At 59.3% G+C, this 15,005-nt stretch carries 15 protein-coding genes and 1 tRNA gene; 8 read left to right on the forward strand and 8 right to left on the reverse strand.

Annotated features, from left to right (window positions below):
- Positions 1-278: 278 nt before the first annotated feature.
- Positions 279-2,915 carry a mechanosensitive ion channel family protein gene (locus L901_RS21365; protein ID WP_059760119.1) on the reverse strand — a complete coding sequence of 879 codons (2,637 nt, stop codon included), beginning with the start codon at positions 2,913-2,915 and terminating at the stop codon, positions 279-281.
- 122 nt (positions 2,916-3,037) lie between these two features.
- Between L901_RS21365 and L901_RS21370 the strand changes: the two genes are divergently transcribed.
- The 6 genes from L901_RS21370 (at position 3,038) to L901_RS21395 (ending at position 5,729) form a co-directional block, all read left to right on the forward strand.
- On the forward strand, positions 3,038-3,292 hold the full coding sequence (locus L901_RS21370; RefSeq protein ID WP_003524764.1) for a GlsB/YeaQ/YmgE family stress response membrane protein: 255 nt from the start codon (positions 3,038-3,040) through the stop codon (positions 3,290-3,292).
- Positions 3,293-3,447: 155 nt separating this feature from the next.
- A tRNA-Lys gene (locus L901_RS21375) sits at positions 3,448-3,523 on the forward strand.
- 391 nt (positions 3,524-3,914) lie between these two features.
- The gene (locus tag L901_RS21380; protein ID WP_059760120.1) at positions 3,915-4,400 is read left to right on the forward strand and encodes a hypothetical protein; all 486 of its coding nucleotides are present in this window, start codon (positions 3,915-3,917) and stop codon (positions 4,398-4,400) included.
- A 172-nt stretch (positions 4,401-4,572) separates the two neighbouring features.
- Positions 4,573-4,824: a hypothetical protein gene (locus L901_RS21385; RefSeq protein ID WP_020810465.1), complete on the forward strand. Its 252-nt coding sequence runs from the start codon at positions 4,573-4,575 to the stop codon at positions 4,822-4,824.
- A 201-nt stretch (positions 4,825-5,025) separates the two neighbouring features.
- Positions 5,026-5,256, forward strand: coding sequence for a hypothetical protein (locus tag L901_RS27220; RefSeq protein ID WP_059760125.1), 231 nt, complete (start codon positions 5,026-5,028; stop codon positions 5,254-5,256).
- Positions 5,257-5,540: 284 nt separating this feature from the next.
- The gene (locus tag L901_RS21395; RefSeq protein WP_003524758.1) at positions 5,541-5,729 is read left to right on the forward strand and encodes a hypothetical protein; all 189 of its coding nucleotides are present in this window, start codon (positions 5,541-5,543) and stop codon (positions 5,727-5,729) included.
- A gap of 235 nt (positions 5,730-5,964) precedes the next feature.
- On the opposite strand, the gene L901_RS21400 is transcribed toward L901_RS21395, so the two are convergent.
- Complete coding sequence (locus tag L901_RS21400) at positions 5,965-6,213, reverse strand: hypothetical protein (RefSeq protein WP_003524756.1); 249 nt, start codon at positions 6,211-6,213, stop codon at positions 5,965-5,967.
- A 681-nt stretch (positions 6,214-6,894) separates the two neighbouring features.
- Here L901_RS21400 and L901_RS21405 point away from each other — a divergent pair.
- On the forward strand, positions 6,895-7,332 hold the full coding sequence (locus L901_RS21405) for a PACE efflux transporter (protein WP_003520624.1): 438 nt from the start codon (positions 6,895-6,897) through the stop codon (positions 7,330-7,332).
- Between the two features lie 23 nt (positions 7,333-7,355).
- On the opposite strand, the gene L901_RS21410 is transcribed toward L901_RS21405, so the two are convergent.
- From L901_RS21410 to L901_RS21430, 5 genes are all read right to left on the reverse strand, one after another.
- Positions 7,356-8,321: a dienelactone hydrolase family protein gene (locus L901_RS21410; RefSeq protein ID WP_059760127.1), complete on the reverse strand. Its 966-nt coding sequence runs from the start codon at positions 8,319-8,321 to the stop codon at positions 7,356-7,358.
- A 112-nt stretch (positions 8,322-8,433) separates the two neighbouring features.
- Positions 8,434-9,039 carry an ABC-type transport auxiliary lipoprotein family protein gene (locus L901_RS21415; protein ID WP_059760129.1) on the reverse strand — a complete coding sequence of 202 codons (606 nt, stop codon included), beginning with the start codon at positions 9,037-9,039 and terminating at the stop codon, positions 8,434-8,436.
- 15 nt (positions 9,040-9,054) lie between these two features.
- Positions 9,055-10,425 (reverse strand): MlaD family protein, encoded by a 1,371-nt coding sequence (locus L901_RS21420; protein ID WP_059760131.1) that lies wholly within the window; start codon positions 10,423-10,425, stop codon positions 9,055-9,057.
- Between the two features lie 8 nt (positions 10,426-10,433).
- Complete coding sequence (locus L901_RS21425; RefSeq protein WP_035223193.1) at positions 10,434-11,270, reverse strand: ABC transporter ATP-binding protein; 837 nt, start codon at positions 11,268-11,270, stop codon at positions 10,434-10,436.
- A gap of 10 nt (positions 11,271-11,280) precedes the next feature.
- Complete coding sequence (locus L901_RS21430) at positions 11,281-12,441, reverse strand: ABC transporter permease (protein ID WP_059760133.1); 1,161 nt, start codon at positions 12,439-12,441, stop codon at positions 11,281-11,283.
- A gap of 143 nt (positions 12,442-12,584) precedes the next feature.
- On the opposite strand from L901_RS21430, the gene dgcA reads away from it, so the two are divergent.
- Positions 12,585-13,568 carry an N-acetyl-D-Glu racemase DgcA gene (dgcA, locus tag L901_RS21435; protein ID WP_059760135.1) on the forward strand — a complete coding sequence of 328 codons (984 nt, stop codon included), beginning with the start codon at positions 12,585-12,587 and terminating at the stop codon, positions 13,566-13,568.
- Positions 13,569-14,066: 498 nt separating this feature from the next.
- Here dgcA and L901_RS21440 read toward each other — a convergent pair whose 3' ends face one another.
- Complete coding sequence (locus tag L901_RS21440; RefSeq protein ID WP_059760137.1) at positions 14,067-14,906, reverse strand: UDP-2,3-diacylglucosamine diphosphatase; 840 nt, start codon at positions 14,904-14,906, stop codon at positions 14,067-14,069.
- Positions 14,907-15,005 lie beyond the last annotated feature (99 nt).

The following is a 15,005-nucleotide window of genomic DNA, read 5'->3' on the forward strand; positions in this document are numbered from 1 at the left end:
CCGGCCTTGCCTTATTCCGCCGACATTGGATGGGAGGAATATGAAGCGCTTGCGGGTTGTTCAGCCGCCTGATTGCGACATGGCCATAGGGTGCTGCGACAGGGAAGAAATTGCGGAGCACGCCGGATGAATGCAGCACAGCTTTGCCGCTCGTTTCTTCTCCCCGCCGGGGAGAAGGTGGCCCGAAGGGTCGGATGAGGGGGCAAGCTGTCTAAATACGTCTACCCTAGCCCCCTCGTCCCGCTGCCCGGAACTCGACGTCCACAAGCAACAGCGATCTACGCTTTCGCGCCGGGTTTATCCTTCGGCTCAGTCGGCTTCTCGCTCTTCGATGCCTCTTTCTCTGCCGCTGCCGCGCCCGTATGGGCCACCACCGCCTTGTCGCCCTCCTCCGAAAGCAGCGCCGCCAGCATCTGCGGGTTGGCGTCGCCTTCCACGTGGATGTTGAGGTTGCGCTGCGGGAACGGGATGTCGATCCCCTCCTCCCGGAAGCGCTGGAGGATTGCGATACGAAGCGCGTTTTTCACGCCAAGACCGTTCGAGAGATCGGCAAGGTGGAAACGCAGTTCGAAATCCAGCGAAAAATCGCCGAAGCGGAGGAACTCCACATGCGGCTCGGGATTGCGCAGCACCGGCGGCTGGGCGCGCACCAGTTCCAGCAGAATATCCATCACCTTCTGCGGATCGGAATCGTAGGAGACGGAAACGGGAATTTCCGCGCGCATGATGCGGTTGCGGTGTGTCCAGTTGCCGACCGAGGAATTGATGAATTCCGAATTCGGCACGATGATCGACTGGCCGCGGAAGGTTTCGATTTCGGTGGCGCGCACGGAAAGCCGCTTGACGGTGCCTTCCGTCGTGCCTGTCACCACCCAGTCTCCCACCTTGAAGGGGCGTTCGACCAGCAGGATGAGGCCAGAGACGAAGTTGGAGACGATGTTCTGTAGGCCGAAACCGATACCGACCGAAAGGGCTGACGCCACCAGCGCTAGGCTGGAGAGGTTGAGACCGGCCGAAGACACGCCGAAGATGGCCGCCACTGCGATACCGAGATAACCGATACCGGTCTTGACCGAGTTGCGCACCCCGGCATCCACCTGGCCGCGCGCCATGACGTTATTGTCCAGCCACTTCTGGAACCAGCGGGTGATGATGTAACCGATGGCGAAAACGAGAACGCCGCCGAAGAGGCCGATCAGCGAAATGGAGGCATTGCCGACGGTGATGCCGGTCAACAGACGATAGGCCCAGCTTTCGATATCGCCCGGCTGGAAGCCCCAGGAAAACAGGATGAGCGGCACACCGAAGGCAAGCGCGACGGCATAGATGCCAAGCCCCGCGGCAAGGCCGGCCTGATCGAGCGCCACCACGCCGAGACCGAAACGCCGCGCGAGATAACGGCCGGCAAGCGATTCCGCAAAGGCGCCCTGTCGCGAAATCGCCTTGCCGGAGAGAATGCCGATATACATCGTCGCCAGCACCGCGCCGGTGGCGACGATCTGCGTGGCAAGGAAGCGTGCAAGCCCGACATAACCCGTCAGGCAGGCGCCGATGAGAACGAGGCCGCCCACCCGCAGCAAAATGACGAGCCAGCGCGGCAGGCGCTGGTTGCCGGTCTCATAATCCTGCCCCTCGCCGATCACCGGCCGCAGGAACGATACGGTCAGCAGAATGAGGCCGATGATGATCGAGGCGAGGAAACTCTTGGCAACCGTGACGATCAGCGGCGAATAAAGCGTCTCGCTGATCGTGCCGAGCAGGTAATCGAGCCCGTTGACGAGCGCCATTAAAAGCACGGCCGAGGACAGCGTGTGCGCGCCCTTGTTGGACACCTTCAGAAGGCGCCATTCCGACTGCGTCGGCGCAAAGATCGCATAGCTCAGCCGCGAGACGAAATAAACGAAACCGGTGATCGCCATCGCCCCGAACAGGATCGGCGCGATATCTGACCGCAGCACGTTGAAATTATCGAGGAAGAAGGCGGAGGTGACGAGAAACAGGAACAGCGACAGCGACTGCACCATGGTCGACCAGAAGGCCACCGAAAGCCGTCTCAGATAAGAAGGCTCGCCCGTAAAGGCCCGCCGGTCCATGCGGCTGCCGAAAAAGCGGTAACCGCCCACGAGAAACAGCAGCGCCGCCATGATCGACAGCGTCACCGCCCCGAACATCGGCAGGCGCTTGTAATTCCAGACGAAGCTCGCCCAACTGCTGAAAGCGTTGTTGAGGTTGGTCAATTCGGTCAGAAAGGCGGAGGAGGCATCGCCCAGCGTCTGCGCCGAAACTTCGGTGCGCTTGAACAGCGTGGCGGCGAAAAGCGCCCGGCGAACGGCAGTGATGTTATTGGAAATCTGCGCGGCATTGGTGGCCGTGCTCTCCACCTCGCCGGCAATCGCATTCACCTCGGCCCGTTCCGCCGTCAGCCGGTTTCGCTCCTCCGTCACCATGCTGGCTTCCGGCGGCTGGTCGTCCGCAGGCGCCGCACCCAGCGCATCCAGCCGGGTCTTGATCTGGTCGAGACGGGTGCGCAGCTTGGTGTTGGCGGCGGCGGCATCGGCGGCGATGGTGTCGGCGCGGCCCTTCAGGTCCACAAGCTGCACATCGTCGCTGCCGCCCGCTTCCACCTGTTTGGCAATCGCCGCGACATCGGCCTTCCATTTCTCCAGCTCCGCCCTCGCCTGTTCGACGGTCGAGGCCTGGATCGCCACCGGGGCGGGCGATGTTGTTTCCCCCTGCGCCGCCGCCGGCATTGCCGACAAAAGACCGCCAGCCAGAAAAAGCACCATGGCCATTATCGCCGCCATGGCGCTCCTTTGCCGCCGATCCCGCACCAGGCCGTCGAACACCCTTCTGCCGTCCATCAATCCGCCGAACATCAACCGCACATCCATGCCTTTCGTCTCTTTGCGCCGCATCAGGCTTTTTAGCGCCTGCCGCGCGGAAAACCACCCGCATAAAGCGAGGTTTTCAGGAGTTTGCCTTGCTTTTCACCACGAGAATCATCACCTTTGACGATGCAGCAACATGGGAGGAAATCATGGAATCTGCTGGCATTGGCTGGATCGCAGCCATCATCATCGGTGGTGTCGCCGGGTGGCTCGCCGAACAATTCATGAAAAGCAATATGGGTGTTTTCATGAACATCCTTCTTGGAATCGTCGGCGCGATCGTCGCCAACGCCATCCTTTCGGTGTTTGGAATCGTTTTGACGGGTTGGCTCGGTTATCTCATCGCCGGCTTCATCGGCGCCTGCATCCTCATCCTTATCGGTCGGGCTTTCAGGCGCGGATGAATAAAAGAAAAAATCCGTAAAACCCCGGATTTCCAGACTTTTCCAGCGCGACTGAAATTTTTTCGTCACAAAAATCGAAGAAATTTCATTTCCGCGCTGGACAAGCCCAAACTTCCCCTTTATACGCCCCCTCACACCGCCACACGGTGCCGGTCGGGTGATTAGCTCAGTTGGTAGAGCAGCTGACTCTTAATCAGCGGGTCGTAGGTTCGAGCCCTACATCACCCACCAAATTCTCTTAATTAAAGAACTGAATAATAAGAGAATTTTGCATACCGTGACTATTTATGTCCGACAATTGTTTCCAATTTATATTCCGTTCTGGTCTGTATATTAACAACAACTACCCAACGACAAAGCACCGGAATGGACCGCCTCAGTATTTTGTCTAGAACGTTTCAGCCTGCTGCATCGTGAGACGTTCCAAGTGTAACTAACGACTCGACAGTAAACCCAAGTCATGCGCAAATAAGACTATCCATACACACTCTTTTGGATGGGGCTGATGAGAAGGGTTACCTGTGCCGCGTTGTTTCTCTGTCTCGGGACCGTTCCAGTGTGGGCGGAAACATCGTCCCAAGAGACCATCCTATGGAAAGATCTACCGGGATGGTCGGTGCGCATGGACCCTTCCATGGGTAATGCATGCTACGTCTCGAGTGTCTATCAAGACGGAACAGTTGTTCGCCTAGGGTTCAATTTCCTCAACGACGTTCGCCAGCTTTATTTTTCTTTGGGCAACGCCAAGTGGAAATCCCTTGAGGCCGGTAAAGAGTATCCTGTTCGAATTCAATTCGACAACAACACTCCTTGGGATGCAACGGCTTCAGCCATAAACATGAACTCCGTGAATCATCTCCACATCAACACGAAAGACGCTGACTTCGCCCAAGAGTTCAGCAAGAAACTTGGTTTGCGTGCATACTACGCAGGGAAACAAATCGTAGCACTCCGGCTCAAAGGAACCTCGAGGGCGATTGAGGAGATGCTGAACTGTCAGGACACCGTAACGAAGTATCTGAACTCGAAAAGCGCCCCGCCAAAGAACTCCGATCCGTTCGCAACCACTCCTTCCGTTAAAACTTCTGAAGATCCATTCGAGTTGTAAAACGCAAACATCAAACCCATCACCGGTTCCTATGCCTTCGCCCGCCGCCCGCGTGTTGGCGATTCGTACTGTCGTCTCAACGAAAAGCCTGCCCCGGGATTTCAGTAGCCCTAAAAGCTGGAAACAGGCCCTCCACCGGCAACCTTTCCCCAAAGCTGTCTCAATCGTCCTTATGATCGGGACCATGAGATTGCTCATCAACATATTGCTTTTCATTCTCGGCGCGGTCGGGAGCGGGATATGTGCGTTTTTATTATCGGCAGCACTTGCCGATTCCGGATTTCTCGGCTCCTGTTTTGAGGGAAATTGCGCTTATGCGGCGCTTTTCATGGTGCTGCCCGTCACATGGTTCGTGCTTTTTGCGCTTTATGTGATGGCGCTGCTGATCTGGCGGCGAAAGCCTTTCCGGAACGGAAGGCTCTGAAAACGGAGATGGCGACGCTATCCCCGCCGCGCACGCGTTGACAGCGATCAAGACTTGCCGCTAACGTCCGCCTGCTGGGGGATTCGCTGCCAGTGATATGCGGGCCTCATGAGCATACCCGATATCACCGGCCTCTGAATGTGCATGTTCCGATTTGCGTCTCGCGTATGTGGACATGACGGAAAACAGGGAGACCAAAGGATGCGGGCCGCAATCAATTCCCCGTCGCTTTCGATCGACACCATGGACTATCAGGCCGAGTGCCAGTTCGCGCTGGAACCTTCCATTCACGGGCTGATCGAAAAAGCGGAACATGCCGGCTGGAACCGCCAGCAGGCCGCCCTTGCCATCGTCGCGCTCGCCAGCGAGCATCTCACCGATCTATTGTCCGCCGGCGGCGTTCCCACGCCGGATCAACGCCCCCTCTCCTGATACCCTCCCTGAGCCGGGCGGATCAGCGCCGGCGTCATCGAAACATCATCGCAAAAATCAACACAGCAGGTCCGGAGTGTCCCTGTCGACACTGCCGGAACAGGTTCGTGCTGTGAAGGTCGAAGTGTGGGCAAAGCCGATCCCGCACGGCACCCCGACGCAGCCTGTCGCGCGCCCGTCCGTTCATTGTGCCGGGCGCCAAACCGCCTGCCGGCAACCCTGCCATAGTGTTGACACAAGCCACCAATAACGAGAACATAAAGTGAACATTATGGAGGTCAGCGATGAACACAGCAGACGCAGCCATAGAAAATGCCCTTTCCGTTGTCGCCCGCTCCCGCGATATGCGCGAACGTGCGCTCGAGCGGCGGCGCGAGCTGCAACGGCGAACGGAAGTGATCATCACCCGGCCGCTTTACGTGCTCAAAAAGAACGAAGGGCCGAAACAGCTGTCGCTGAAACTCGACAGCTAGAGCACGCCCGGTTTAAACGGAATCGGTGGACGTGCTCTACCTCTTTGTTTTTACGCATTTTCCGGACGTAAAACCGCTTCGCACTTTTACTGGAAATGCTCTAGTCGCTGATGCAAAGAACCGGCAAGCGAGGCGCTGTGAAAGCGAAGGTTGCCCGCCTTCCTCCTGAAAGCAAAATCCCGTGCGGATCACCTCACGCACGGGATTTTTAGAATGAAGAGGTTATTGTTCCTGTTTATTGCATGCGTTGCATTGCGGCTTCTGGTTCACCGGTCGTCGCAACCGTCGCAGGAAGACGGTCGGTCTTTTTCAGGATGACGACTGGCTTTTCCACCGGATCTGTCGGCGGAACGATGCTTGCGGTTTTGAATTCACGGTCTACGGCAGGAACGGAAGCGTTGATCTGTTGATGACCTGCGCATTCCGCAAGCGCTGCACTGGCGGAAAAACCAAAGACAGCGGCGATAATGAGAACTGATTTCATGTCATTCTCCCTTCGCTCTGGTGGCGATCTCCAGTCTAGGTGGAGACGGGCCGGATTGAAAATCACACTTTAGAGACATCTAAAGCTCATCATTATTTCGGCAGTCGTCGTCATCGATGTGCGGGGGCAGGCAACAGGCAAATGCATTAGCCCTTATTTCTTCCGCACATCCAGCGGATTTCGGCAAAGCGGTCTGCGAAATATCATCGCCACATAACTTCCCTTAAGAGAAATGAGGCTTGGCGTGTAAGTCGAAACCTTCGCCGTGTTGGCGGCCTTTATCGTTCTCCCCTCAGAGGAATTCTGCTGCATGGCACGCCTCCTTCCATAAGCAATAACGAAAATGCGCCGGTCTTGTTCCCCATCGCCCTCTCTTTGCTCCGAGAGAGTCAAGGTGCTGCCGCCTGTTTCTTCTCCCCGCCGGGGAGAAGGTGGCCCGAAGGGCCGGATGAGGGGGCAAGGCTGCCGTATCTCAAGACCCTTGCCCCCTCATCCCGCTGCCGCGGACTTCTCCCCGGCGGGGATAAGAAACAAGCGGCGACCTTCCAGCCATATCCGAGGCCCCAAATGCGCAGCGCTTGAAAAATTCGCCCAAAACCTCTATATGCCTCAGCGCGAGGACGACCTCGGCCACATCGGCGACAGCATGCGGGACGGCCCGGTCACATACCGGAGAATGAAATGCGTTCCCTGCAAGATCGTATCCGCCACGCTCTCAGCTTCGAAATCATCGGCCTGCTGCTCATCATTCCGCTCGGTGCGCTGCTGTTTGGCATGCCGATGGAAGATATCGGCATTGTCGGCATCGTCAGCGCCACGCTGGCGACGGTCTGGAACTATGTCTACAATCTCGGTTTCGACCACGTCATGCAGCGGCTGAAAGGCACGACGCTGAAGACGCCCGCCCTTCGGGTCGCCCATGCCGTGCTGTTCGAACTCGGTCTGCTGATCGTGCTGATGCCCTTCATCGCCTGGTATCTGAATATCAGCCTTGCCCACGCGCTGGTGATGGATATCTCGTTTGCGCTGTTTTACGTGGTCTATGCTTTTGTCTTCAACTGGAGCTACGACCGGGTTTTCCCCCTGCCGGAATGGAAGTCGCAGCAGGACGCCGCCTGACCGGCACGGAAAGGAACGATGCCTCAGCGCAGCGACGCCTTGAAGAAGCTGACCACCTCGGCGTTGAAGCTGCGGTGAAACCCCGCCCGGTCGAAACCCGCCGCATCGCTGCAAATCTGGGGCACGGCCTTTTCCATCTCGGCGGGGCAAGGGGCGATAAAGGAAACGTGCCCCGCCCCTTTTACCATCCGATAATCCGGCTTCACCGGCAGATCGTCGCGCAGCCGCAAAACATCCTGCGGCGCGACACCATCGCCGCCGCGTTCCGAACTCCAGAGCTGGATGGGGATCGTGATATTCTTCAGGTCGCCCGCGCCGGGAAAGGCATTCAACGGGTCGGCGGCGACCACAGCCTTTATCCGCGCATCCTGACCGCCATGCTGCGGCAATGTCGTCTTCTGCCGCATCTGCGTGCAAATCGGCGCCTGCGGGTCGGGACAGGGCAGCCCGGCATTGGCAAAATCAGGCGTGCCGCCGGCAAGCACCAGCGCGGTATGACCGCCGCGCGAAAATCCGAAGACGCCGATCCGCCCGGCATCGATGGAACCGGCGTCGCTAAAACCTTCAAGCAGATGATCGAGCAACCGGGCAATATCCGCCGGACGGCCCGTCAGCGCGGAAAGCTCTCCGGCCTTCTTCATTTCAAGCGCATTGTCTCCGGGGTGATTGATCGCCGCGACAATGAAGCCGGCATCCGCCAGCGCCGCCGCCGTGTCCCGATGGCTGAAATAGGTGCCGCCAAAGCCATGGGAGATGACGACGAGCGGATATTTCCCTTCAGGAACAGGGCAATCGCGCACGGCGGGCAAAAGGAAGGGACCGATCCTGACCTCTTCCGGCGCGGCCGCGCAGGGCGACCAAACCGCAGCCTTCATGGCAGCTTTGCCGTTCGCGGCAGGAATGTCGATCAGCCGGAGACCGGCCGCCATGGCGGCGCCCGTTCCAGACAGGGCGGAAAACATAAGGCAAAGCAGCAGCAGAAATCGCATCACCAACTCACGAATCGGGCTCACGGATCGGGACCATTATGCATAGGCCGATCGGTGACCGGCGCTACGCGAACATAAAGCGGTTTCCTGTGACGGCAATAACGCCGAACGCTTAAAGCGATTTCAGCGTCCAGGCCACGATATCGCGCGTGGCGGCGGCAAAGGCCTGATCCAGCGCCTTCACGAAATTGGCGTTGCCGGAACCGCTGACGCGGGCACTGGCGCGGAACACGTCCTGCGCCTTCACCGTGCCGTTGCGGTCGTTCAGCAGCTTCACCGATATCTCGATATTGGCGATATTCTTCGCCGTATCGATTTCAAAGGCGCGAATATCGGTCACGACCTGATAGTCGATTGCCAGCCCTTGCCCCGGCCGGCCGACGCCGCCGAGCTTGCCGGTATCCTCGAAGGCTTCCACGAGCTTGGATTGCACCATGCGCGGCAGGCGGTCGCTCCATTGCGAGTTGCCGAGATATTGCACCTCCGAGCCGGAAAGGCGCACCACGATGTTTTCGCTGTCGAGCGCCTTCAAAGCGGTCGGATCGGCGATCAGCAATTGCCGGCTTTTCAGCGAAGGTCCCTGCGCCACCGCCGCCGAAGAGACGGAGAGATCGAAAGTATCGTTCTTCGGCGCACCCGCGCAGCCCGCCATCAAGGCGGCAAACAGCGGAGCCAGAATGAGGGCGCTGCGCTGACGGCCGTTCATCAATCGTGTCATTGGCCCATACCCCTCTTAACGCCTTGTTCTGCCATCATATTGTTTCACGGTTTCGCCGCCGAAAATCAACCGCTGCGGATCGCGGTCGATATTGGTGATGGCATTGTTGAGATTGTCGACCGTGACCCGCGTGCTGCCGATCAGCGCCTGGAAATCCTTCAGGCCCGAGCTGGAGAAACGGGTCAGATTGTCGGCAATCGGCCCGATGCGGGCATTGAGATTGTCGGCGACGGCCTTGAACGAGGTGAGCGTTTCACGCGCCTTGGCAAACAGCGAATTGGCGTCATCGGTGCCGAGCATGCCGTCCACCTTGGCGAGAATGCCGTCGACGCGGCTGGAGGCGAGGTTCAGCTTGCGGCCCATTTCTGTGAAGTCGGAAACCGCCTGGTCGATATCGGCGCGGCGGGCGCCGACATCGTCGGCGATCCGCTTGAAATTCGCCACCGCATCGCGCGCATCGGCGGTCGCCGCGGAAACATCGCCAACCACGGTGCTCACCTTGGCGGGATCGACGGAGGCCAGAAGCTCATCCGCGCGCTTCACGACGGTCTGCACTTCCGTGCTCGCGGCCTCGAAATTGCGCGCCGTGCTCTGCACGGTCTCCATGATGCCCTGAATGTCGCTGGAAGCGGAAGCGACATCCTTCGTCACCTTGTCGACATTCGACAGGATGGAATCGATCTTGCCGGCATCCACGGCCTTAACCAGATCCTCGATGGCCGTCAGCGTGCCATCGAGACGCACCGAAACCGACTGCACCGTTGTGGAAAGCGAGCTGAGGCTGGCGATGAAATTCTTGATGCCGTCGGAATTGGCCGCCAGCGCATCGGAGAATTTTTCGGCATTGCGCACCGTCTGCGTCAAAGGGCCACGCGCATCCTGCACGAAACCCTGCAATTCGCCGATGGCCCCATCGGCGCGTTTCAGGATTTTATCGGCGGTGGCGAGCAGGTTGGTGACGCTGGAAAGATCGGCCGTCAGTTCGGCCGGAACGCCGCTTTCGACAGCCTTCTGCAGAATGCGCTCGCCATCCTTGTTGCCGCCGGAAAGCTCGATATAGGCAGCGCCCGTCAGACCCTGAATTTCAAGCACGGCGCGCGTCGACGGGAAAACCGGGGCATCGGCCTGCACTTCGGTAAAGGCGATGGAATAGGCCGGGTCGTCGCGGTCAATGGCAAGGCCGCGCACGGTGCCGACCGGAATGCCGTTGAAGCGCACGGGAGAACCGACGGAAAGGCCGTTCGCGGAGCCGGGAATACGCACGACGAGCTGGGCCGTCGGGCCGCCACGACCGAATTCCGCCATCCAGTAAACGAAGCCGAATGCGGCGGCGATCACGATCAGCGTGAAAATTCCGACTATGGTGTAGTTCGCCTTGGTTTCCATGCTTCTTGTTACTCCACCGGATTTTCGTGTCTGCCGTCCGGAAGAACGACAGAGCGCGCCCGTTTGCCGCGGAAATAGGACTGCACCCAAGGATCGTCGCAGGCGAACATGTCCTGCAATGTCCCTTCCACCAGCACTTTCTTCTGGCCCAGCACCGCAATGCGGTCACAGACGGAGAAGAGGCTGTCGAGGTCGTGCGTCACCATATAAACGGTCAGGCCGAGCGAATCACGCAAGCGCGCGATCAGCATATCAAATTCCGCCGCCCCGATGGGATCGAGGCCGGACGTCGGCTCATCGAGGAAAACGAGGTCGGGATCGAGCGACAGCGCCCGGGCAAGGGCTGCGCGCTTGATCATGCCGCCGGAAAGCTCGGAAGGGTACTTGTCGCCCGCATCGGGCTTCAGCCCCACCATCTCGATTTTCAGATAGGCAAGCTCGTCCATCAACTTCTTCGGCAGATCAAGATATTCCCGCATCGGCAGCTGGATGTTCTCCTTCACCGTCAGGCCGGAAAACAGCGCCCCCTGCTGGAACAGCACGCCAAGCCGCTGGTCGAGCATCATGCGGTCGTCTTCGCTCGCCTTGTCGTAATCGGTGCCGAGAATGCGGATCGCACCCGCCTGCCGCGGCAGGAGCCGCAAGATCGCGCGCATCAAGACGGATTTGCCGGCACCGGAGGGGCCGATGAAACCGAGGATTTCACCGCGATAGACATCGAGGTCGAGATTTTCGAGCACGTTGCGGCCATTGAAACCGACGGTCACGCCCTCGACGGAAAGCACCACCTCGCGCCCGTCTTTCCCGGTTCTGGTCTCCTGCGGTTTCTGGTCCAGTTTCTCCAACGCGCCCTCCCTAAAAATCGATGGCTGCGTAGAAGATGGCGAAAAGACCATCCACCAGAATGACGACGAAGATCGACTTCACCACCGAGGAGGTGACGTGCTGGCCGAGCGATTCGGCCGAACCGCCCACCTTCATGCCTTCGACGGCCGCGACGATGCCAATGATGAGCGCCATGAACGGCGCCTTGATCATGCCGGCGGCAATGGTCGATTCCTCCACGGCACCATGCAGGCGCGACAGGAACACCTCGAAGGTTATGCCGGAATAGGCAAAGGCCACGATGGCCGCACCGAAAAGCGCTGCGAAATTGGCGAGAATGGTCAAAAGCGGCAGCGCGATGGTGAGCGCCACCAGCCGCGGAAACACCAGAACGCCCACGGGGTTGAGGCCGATCACCTTCAGCGCGTCGATTTCCTCGCGCATCTTCATCGAGCCGATTTCCGCCGTAATCGCACTGCCGGAGCGGCCGGCGATCATGATCGCGGTCAGAAGCACACCGATTTCGCGCAATTGCAGAATGCCGACGAGATCGACAACGAAGACTTCCGCACCGAAATAACGCAGCTGGAACGCGCCCTGCTGCGCGATGATCGCACCGATCAGGAACGACATCAGCATGATGATCGGCACGGCGCGCACGCCCATATGGTCGATCTGGTTGACGATCGCCGCCGGCGAGACGCCGCGCCCGCGCCCGAGCTTCATCTGCGCACCGCGCACGGCCGAGCCGAGAATATACATGCCCGCCAGGAAATCCGCGCCGTTCTGAATGACGGCCTTGCCGATGGGCGCAAAAATACGCTCGGCGAGCCCCGCCTTCGCAGCGGCTTCGCCCTCCATCTCCACCTTTTCGGGCAACTGGCCGATGACCTCTTCGATACGGTCATTGCCCGTCACGGTGACGGTGGCGCCATTTGCCTCGAGGTCCTTGCGCAGGCGCTGGATGATCCATGCGCCCGTCGTATCGATGGCCTCGACGGAAGAAAGATCGATTTCCACCGGGCCGGCGGATTTGCTCTTTTCGATCTTTTCAAGACTGGGGAAAACACCGGCGAGATTGCTGTTGCGCCAGGAACCGCTCATGACAAAACGCAAGCCGCCGCCGGAGACGTTATCGTCTTCGGTGATTGCGGCCGGGTTCGCCTGTTGCCGTGTGTCCTGTTCTTGCATAATGCTCCGAGCGAGTGCAGCCGTCACGAGATTCTTAAAGGTTTCATAACGTTTTGGCCTCCGGCAAGCCACAGTGACGGCCGACAATTCGTGATAAATTTGGCGTCATGTGTCTTTTGCCGCCCAATCGGAAGTGAAAAAACATGCCCCGTTACCTTCAAGCCACAACAGAACGTTTTCCCGTCGCCGGCAGCTTCACCATTTCACGCGGCACCCGCACCCACGCGGATGTCGTAACGTGCACCATCCGCGATGGTTCCTTTACCGGCATCGGCGAATGTGTGCCCTATCCGCGTTATGGCGAGAGCATCGAAGGCGTCATCGCCGATATCGAGGCGATGGCGGAGCAGATCGCCGGCGGCGTGACACGGCAGGAACTGCAGCAGGCGATGCAACCCGGCGCCGCCCGCAATGCGGTCGATTGCGCGCTGTGGGACCTCGAAGCCAAGATCACCGGCAAAACCGTTGCCGAGCGCATCCTTGGACAGGCGGCAAAGCCGCTCGTCACCGCCTACACCATCTCGCTTGCCGACCCCGAGACCATGGCCGCGAAAACGGCGGAAAACGCAGGCCGCCCGCTACTGAAGATCAAGACCGGCACGGCGGATGACGAAGCGCGTCTAAGGGCCGTGCGCGCCGCCGCACCCGAAGCGCGCATCATCATCGACGCCAATGAAGGCTGGAATGACTATAATATCGAATATTATCTGAGGCTTGCGGCAGAGCTGAAAATATCGCTGATCGAGCAGCCGCTACCCGCCGGCAAGGATGACATCCTCGCCCGCATCGACCATCCGGTGCTGATCTGCGCCGATGAAAGCGTGCATTCCACCCGGGACCTCGCCGCCCTGCGCGACCGTTACGATGCGATCAACATCAAACTCGACAAGACCGGCGGCCTGACCGAAGCGCTCGTCATGAAGGCGGAAGCGGAGCGCCTCGGCTTCACCATCATGGTCGGCTGCATGCTCGGCACCTCGCTCGGCATGGCGCCGGCCGTGCTCGCGGCGCAGGGCGCGGCCTTCGCCGATCTCGACGGGCCGCTGCTGCTGGCCGAGGATCGTGAGCCGGGGCTGGTTTATGAGGGTTCTCTGGTTTATCCGGCGCGGCCGGAATTGTGGGGATAAGTCGTGGATATTGAAGGCAGAGAAACAAGATAAGGCGCGACCTCGCCGCTTGTTTCTTCTCCCCGCCGGGGAGAAGGTGGCCCGAAGGGTCGGATGAGGGGGCGACGTCGCCGGATTTCGGGGAGCAAGCCCCCTCATCCCGCTGCCGCGACCTTCTGCCCGGCGGGGAGAAGAAACAAGCGGCATCCGCTTGCTCCATATGAGCTAGTCGAGGCTCGTCTATGAAGAACGCAGTCCTAACGAGATTTTGAGGATAACGATTGACGTTCGAGTTTCGCGCGAATGCACCGCGCCGACCGTCAAAGTGGCTCTTGCAACATCGCATGAAGACGACCACCAGCTTTGCCGCACACTTGACGTCATCCTCGGGCTTGTCCCGAGGATCTATTCACGTCGCGTGAAATCGATCTGCTGCAGATACTCGGGACAAGCCCGAGGATGACGTCAGAGAGTGAGACCACGCTTAGGGATCGCCGCCGCCATCAAGCAGCGCCCAACTCAGGCCGCGTGCTTCCCGATCAGCCCCGGAATATCCACCGGCTCCATCTCGTCCGATGCCTGTTCGGCGGTAACGTCGCTCGTCTGCATCCAGGTGATCAGCTCGAAGCTGCCATCGGCGTTTTCGGCAATCGCCGTGCAGCTTTCCACCCAGTCGCCGGTATTGATGTAGCGGATGCCGTCCATGTCTTCCATGACAGCGTGGTGAATGTGGCCACAGATGACGCCATCGACATTGTTGCGGCGCGCTTCTTCGGCCACCACGCGCTGGAATTCGCCGATGAAGTTGACCGCGTGCTTGACCTGAAGCTTGGCCCAGGCCGAAAACGACCAGTAAGGCAGGCCGATGCGGCGGCGCACGGCGGCAATGGCGATGTTGAGCGCAATCGCCGCGTCATAGGCCCAGTCGCCGAGATAGGCGAGCAGGCGTGCATTGCGCACCACCACGTCGAACTCGTCGCCATGGATGATGAGGTACTTCTTGCCGTCGGCGGCCTCATGGATCATGCGCTCGGCCACTTCAATGCCGCCGAAATGCATGCCGGGAAATTCCCGCAGGAATTCATCGTGATTGCCCGGAATGTAGACGATGCGCGTTCCCTTGCGGGCCTTGCGCAGAAGCTTCTGCACCACGTCGTTGCAGCCCTGCGGCCAGTACCAACTGCGACGCAGACGCCAGCCGTCGACGATGTCGCCGACGAGAATGATCGTCTCGGCCTCGTGATATTTCAGGAAGTCGAGCAGATAATCCGTCTTGGCCGCCTTGGAGCCAAGATGAACATCCGAAATGAAAAGCGTTCTGAACTGTCTGGTTTCGATTTGACCGGCCACGGATTTCATCCCCCTGTTCGGTTGCGTCCCTGCGGCTTTCTTACCTCTCAGAACCAGACTCGTGTTTCAGCAACATGACAGACGCCGGTTTTTATAGGGAATATGACG

It is taken from the genome of Agrobacterium sp. D14, from assembly GCF_001526505.1.
Taxonomy (GTDB): Bacteria; Pseudomonadota; Alphaproteobacteria; order Rhizobiales; family Rhizobiaceae; genus Agrobacterium; species Agrobacterium leguminum.

Bases quoted from the DNA above. Each gene is read 5' to 3' on its own strand.
- L901_RS21400 (WP_003524756.1), bottom strand. From the start codon at position 6,213: ATGAAATCAGTTCTCATTATCGCCGCTGTCTTTGGTTTTTCCGCCAGT.
- L901_RS21405 (WP_003520624.1), top strand. From the start codon at position 6,895: ATGCGTTCCCTGCAAGATCGTATCCGCCACGCTCTCAGCTTCGAAATC.
- L901_RS21380 (WP_059760120.1), top strand. From the start codon at position 3,915: ATGGACCCTTCCATGGGTAATGCATGCTACGTCTCGAGTGTCTATCAA.
- L901_RS21385 (WP_020810465.1), top strand. From the start codon at position 4,573: ATGATCGGGACCATGAGATTGCTCATCAACATATTGCTTTTCATTCTC.
- L901_RS21410 (WP_059760127.1), bottom strand. From the start codon at position 8,321: ATGCGATTTCTGCTGCTGCTTTGCCTTATGTTTTCCGCCCTGTCTGGA.
- L901_RS21415 (WP_059760129.1), bottom strand. From the start codon at position 9,039: ATGACACGATTGATGAACGGCCGTCAGCGCAGCGCCCTCATTCTGGCT.
- L901_RS21440 (WP_059760137.1), bottom strand. From the start codon at position 14,906: ATGAAATCCGTGGCCGGTCAAATCGAAACCAGACAGTTCAGAACGCTT.
- L901_RS27220 (WP_059760125.1), top strand. From the start codon at position 5,026: ATGCGGGCCGCAATCAATTCCCCGTCGCTTTCGATCGACACCATGGAC.
- L901_RS21370 (WP_003524764.1), top strand. From the start codon at position 3,038: ATGGAATCTGCTGGCATTGGCTGGATCGCAGCCATCATCATCGGTGGT.
- L901_RS21365 (WP_059760119.1), bottom strand. From the start codon at position 2,915: ATGCGGCGCAAAGAGACGAAAGGCATGGATGTGCGGTTGATGTTCGGC.
- dgcA (WP_059760135.1), top strand. From the start codon at position 12,585: ATGCCCCGTTACCTTCAAGCCACAACAGAACGTTTTCCCGTCGCCGGC.
- L901_RS21420 (WP_059760131.1), bottom strand. From the start codon at position 10,425: ATGGAAACCAAGGCGAACTACACCATAGTCGGAATTTTCACGCTGATC.
- L901_RS21430 (WP_059760133.1), bottom strand. From the start codon at position 12,441: ATGCAAGAACAGGACACACGGCAACAGGCGAACCCGGCCGCAATCACC.
- L901_RS21395 (WP_003524758.1), top strand. From the start codon at position 5,541: ATGAACACAGCAGACGCAGCCATAGAAAATGCCCTTTCCGTTGTCGCC.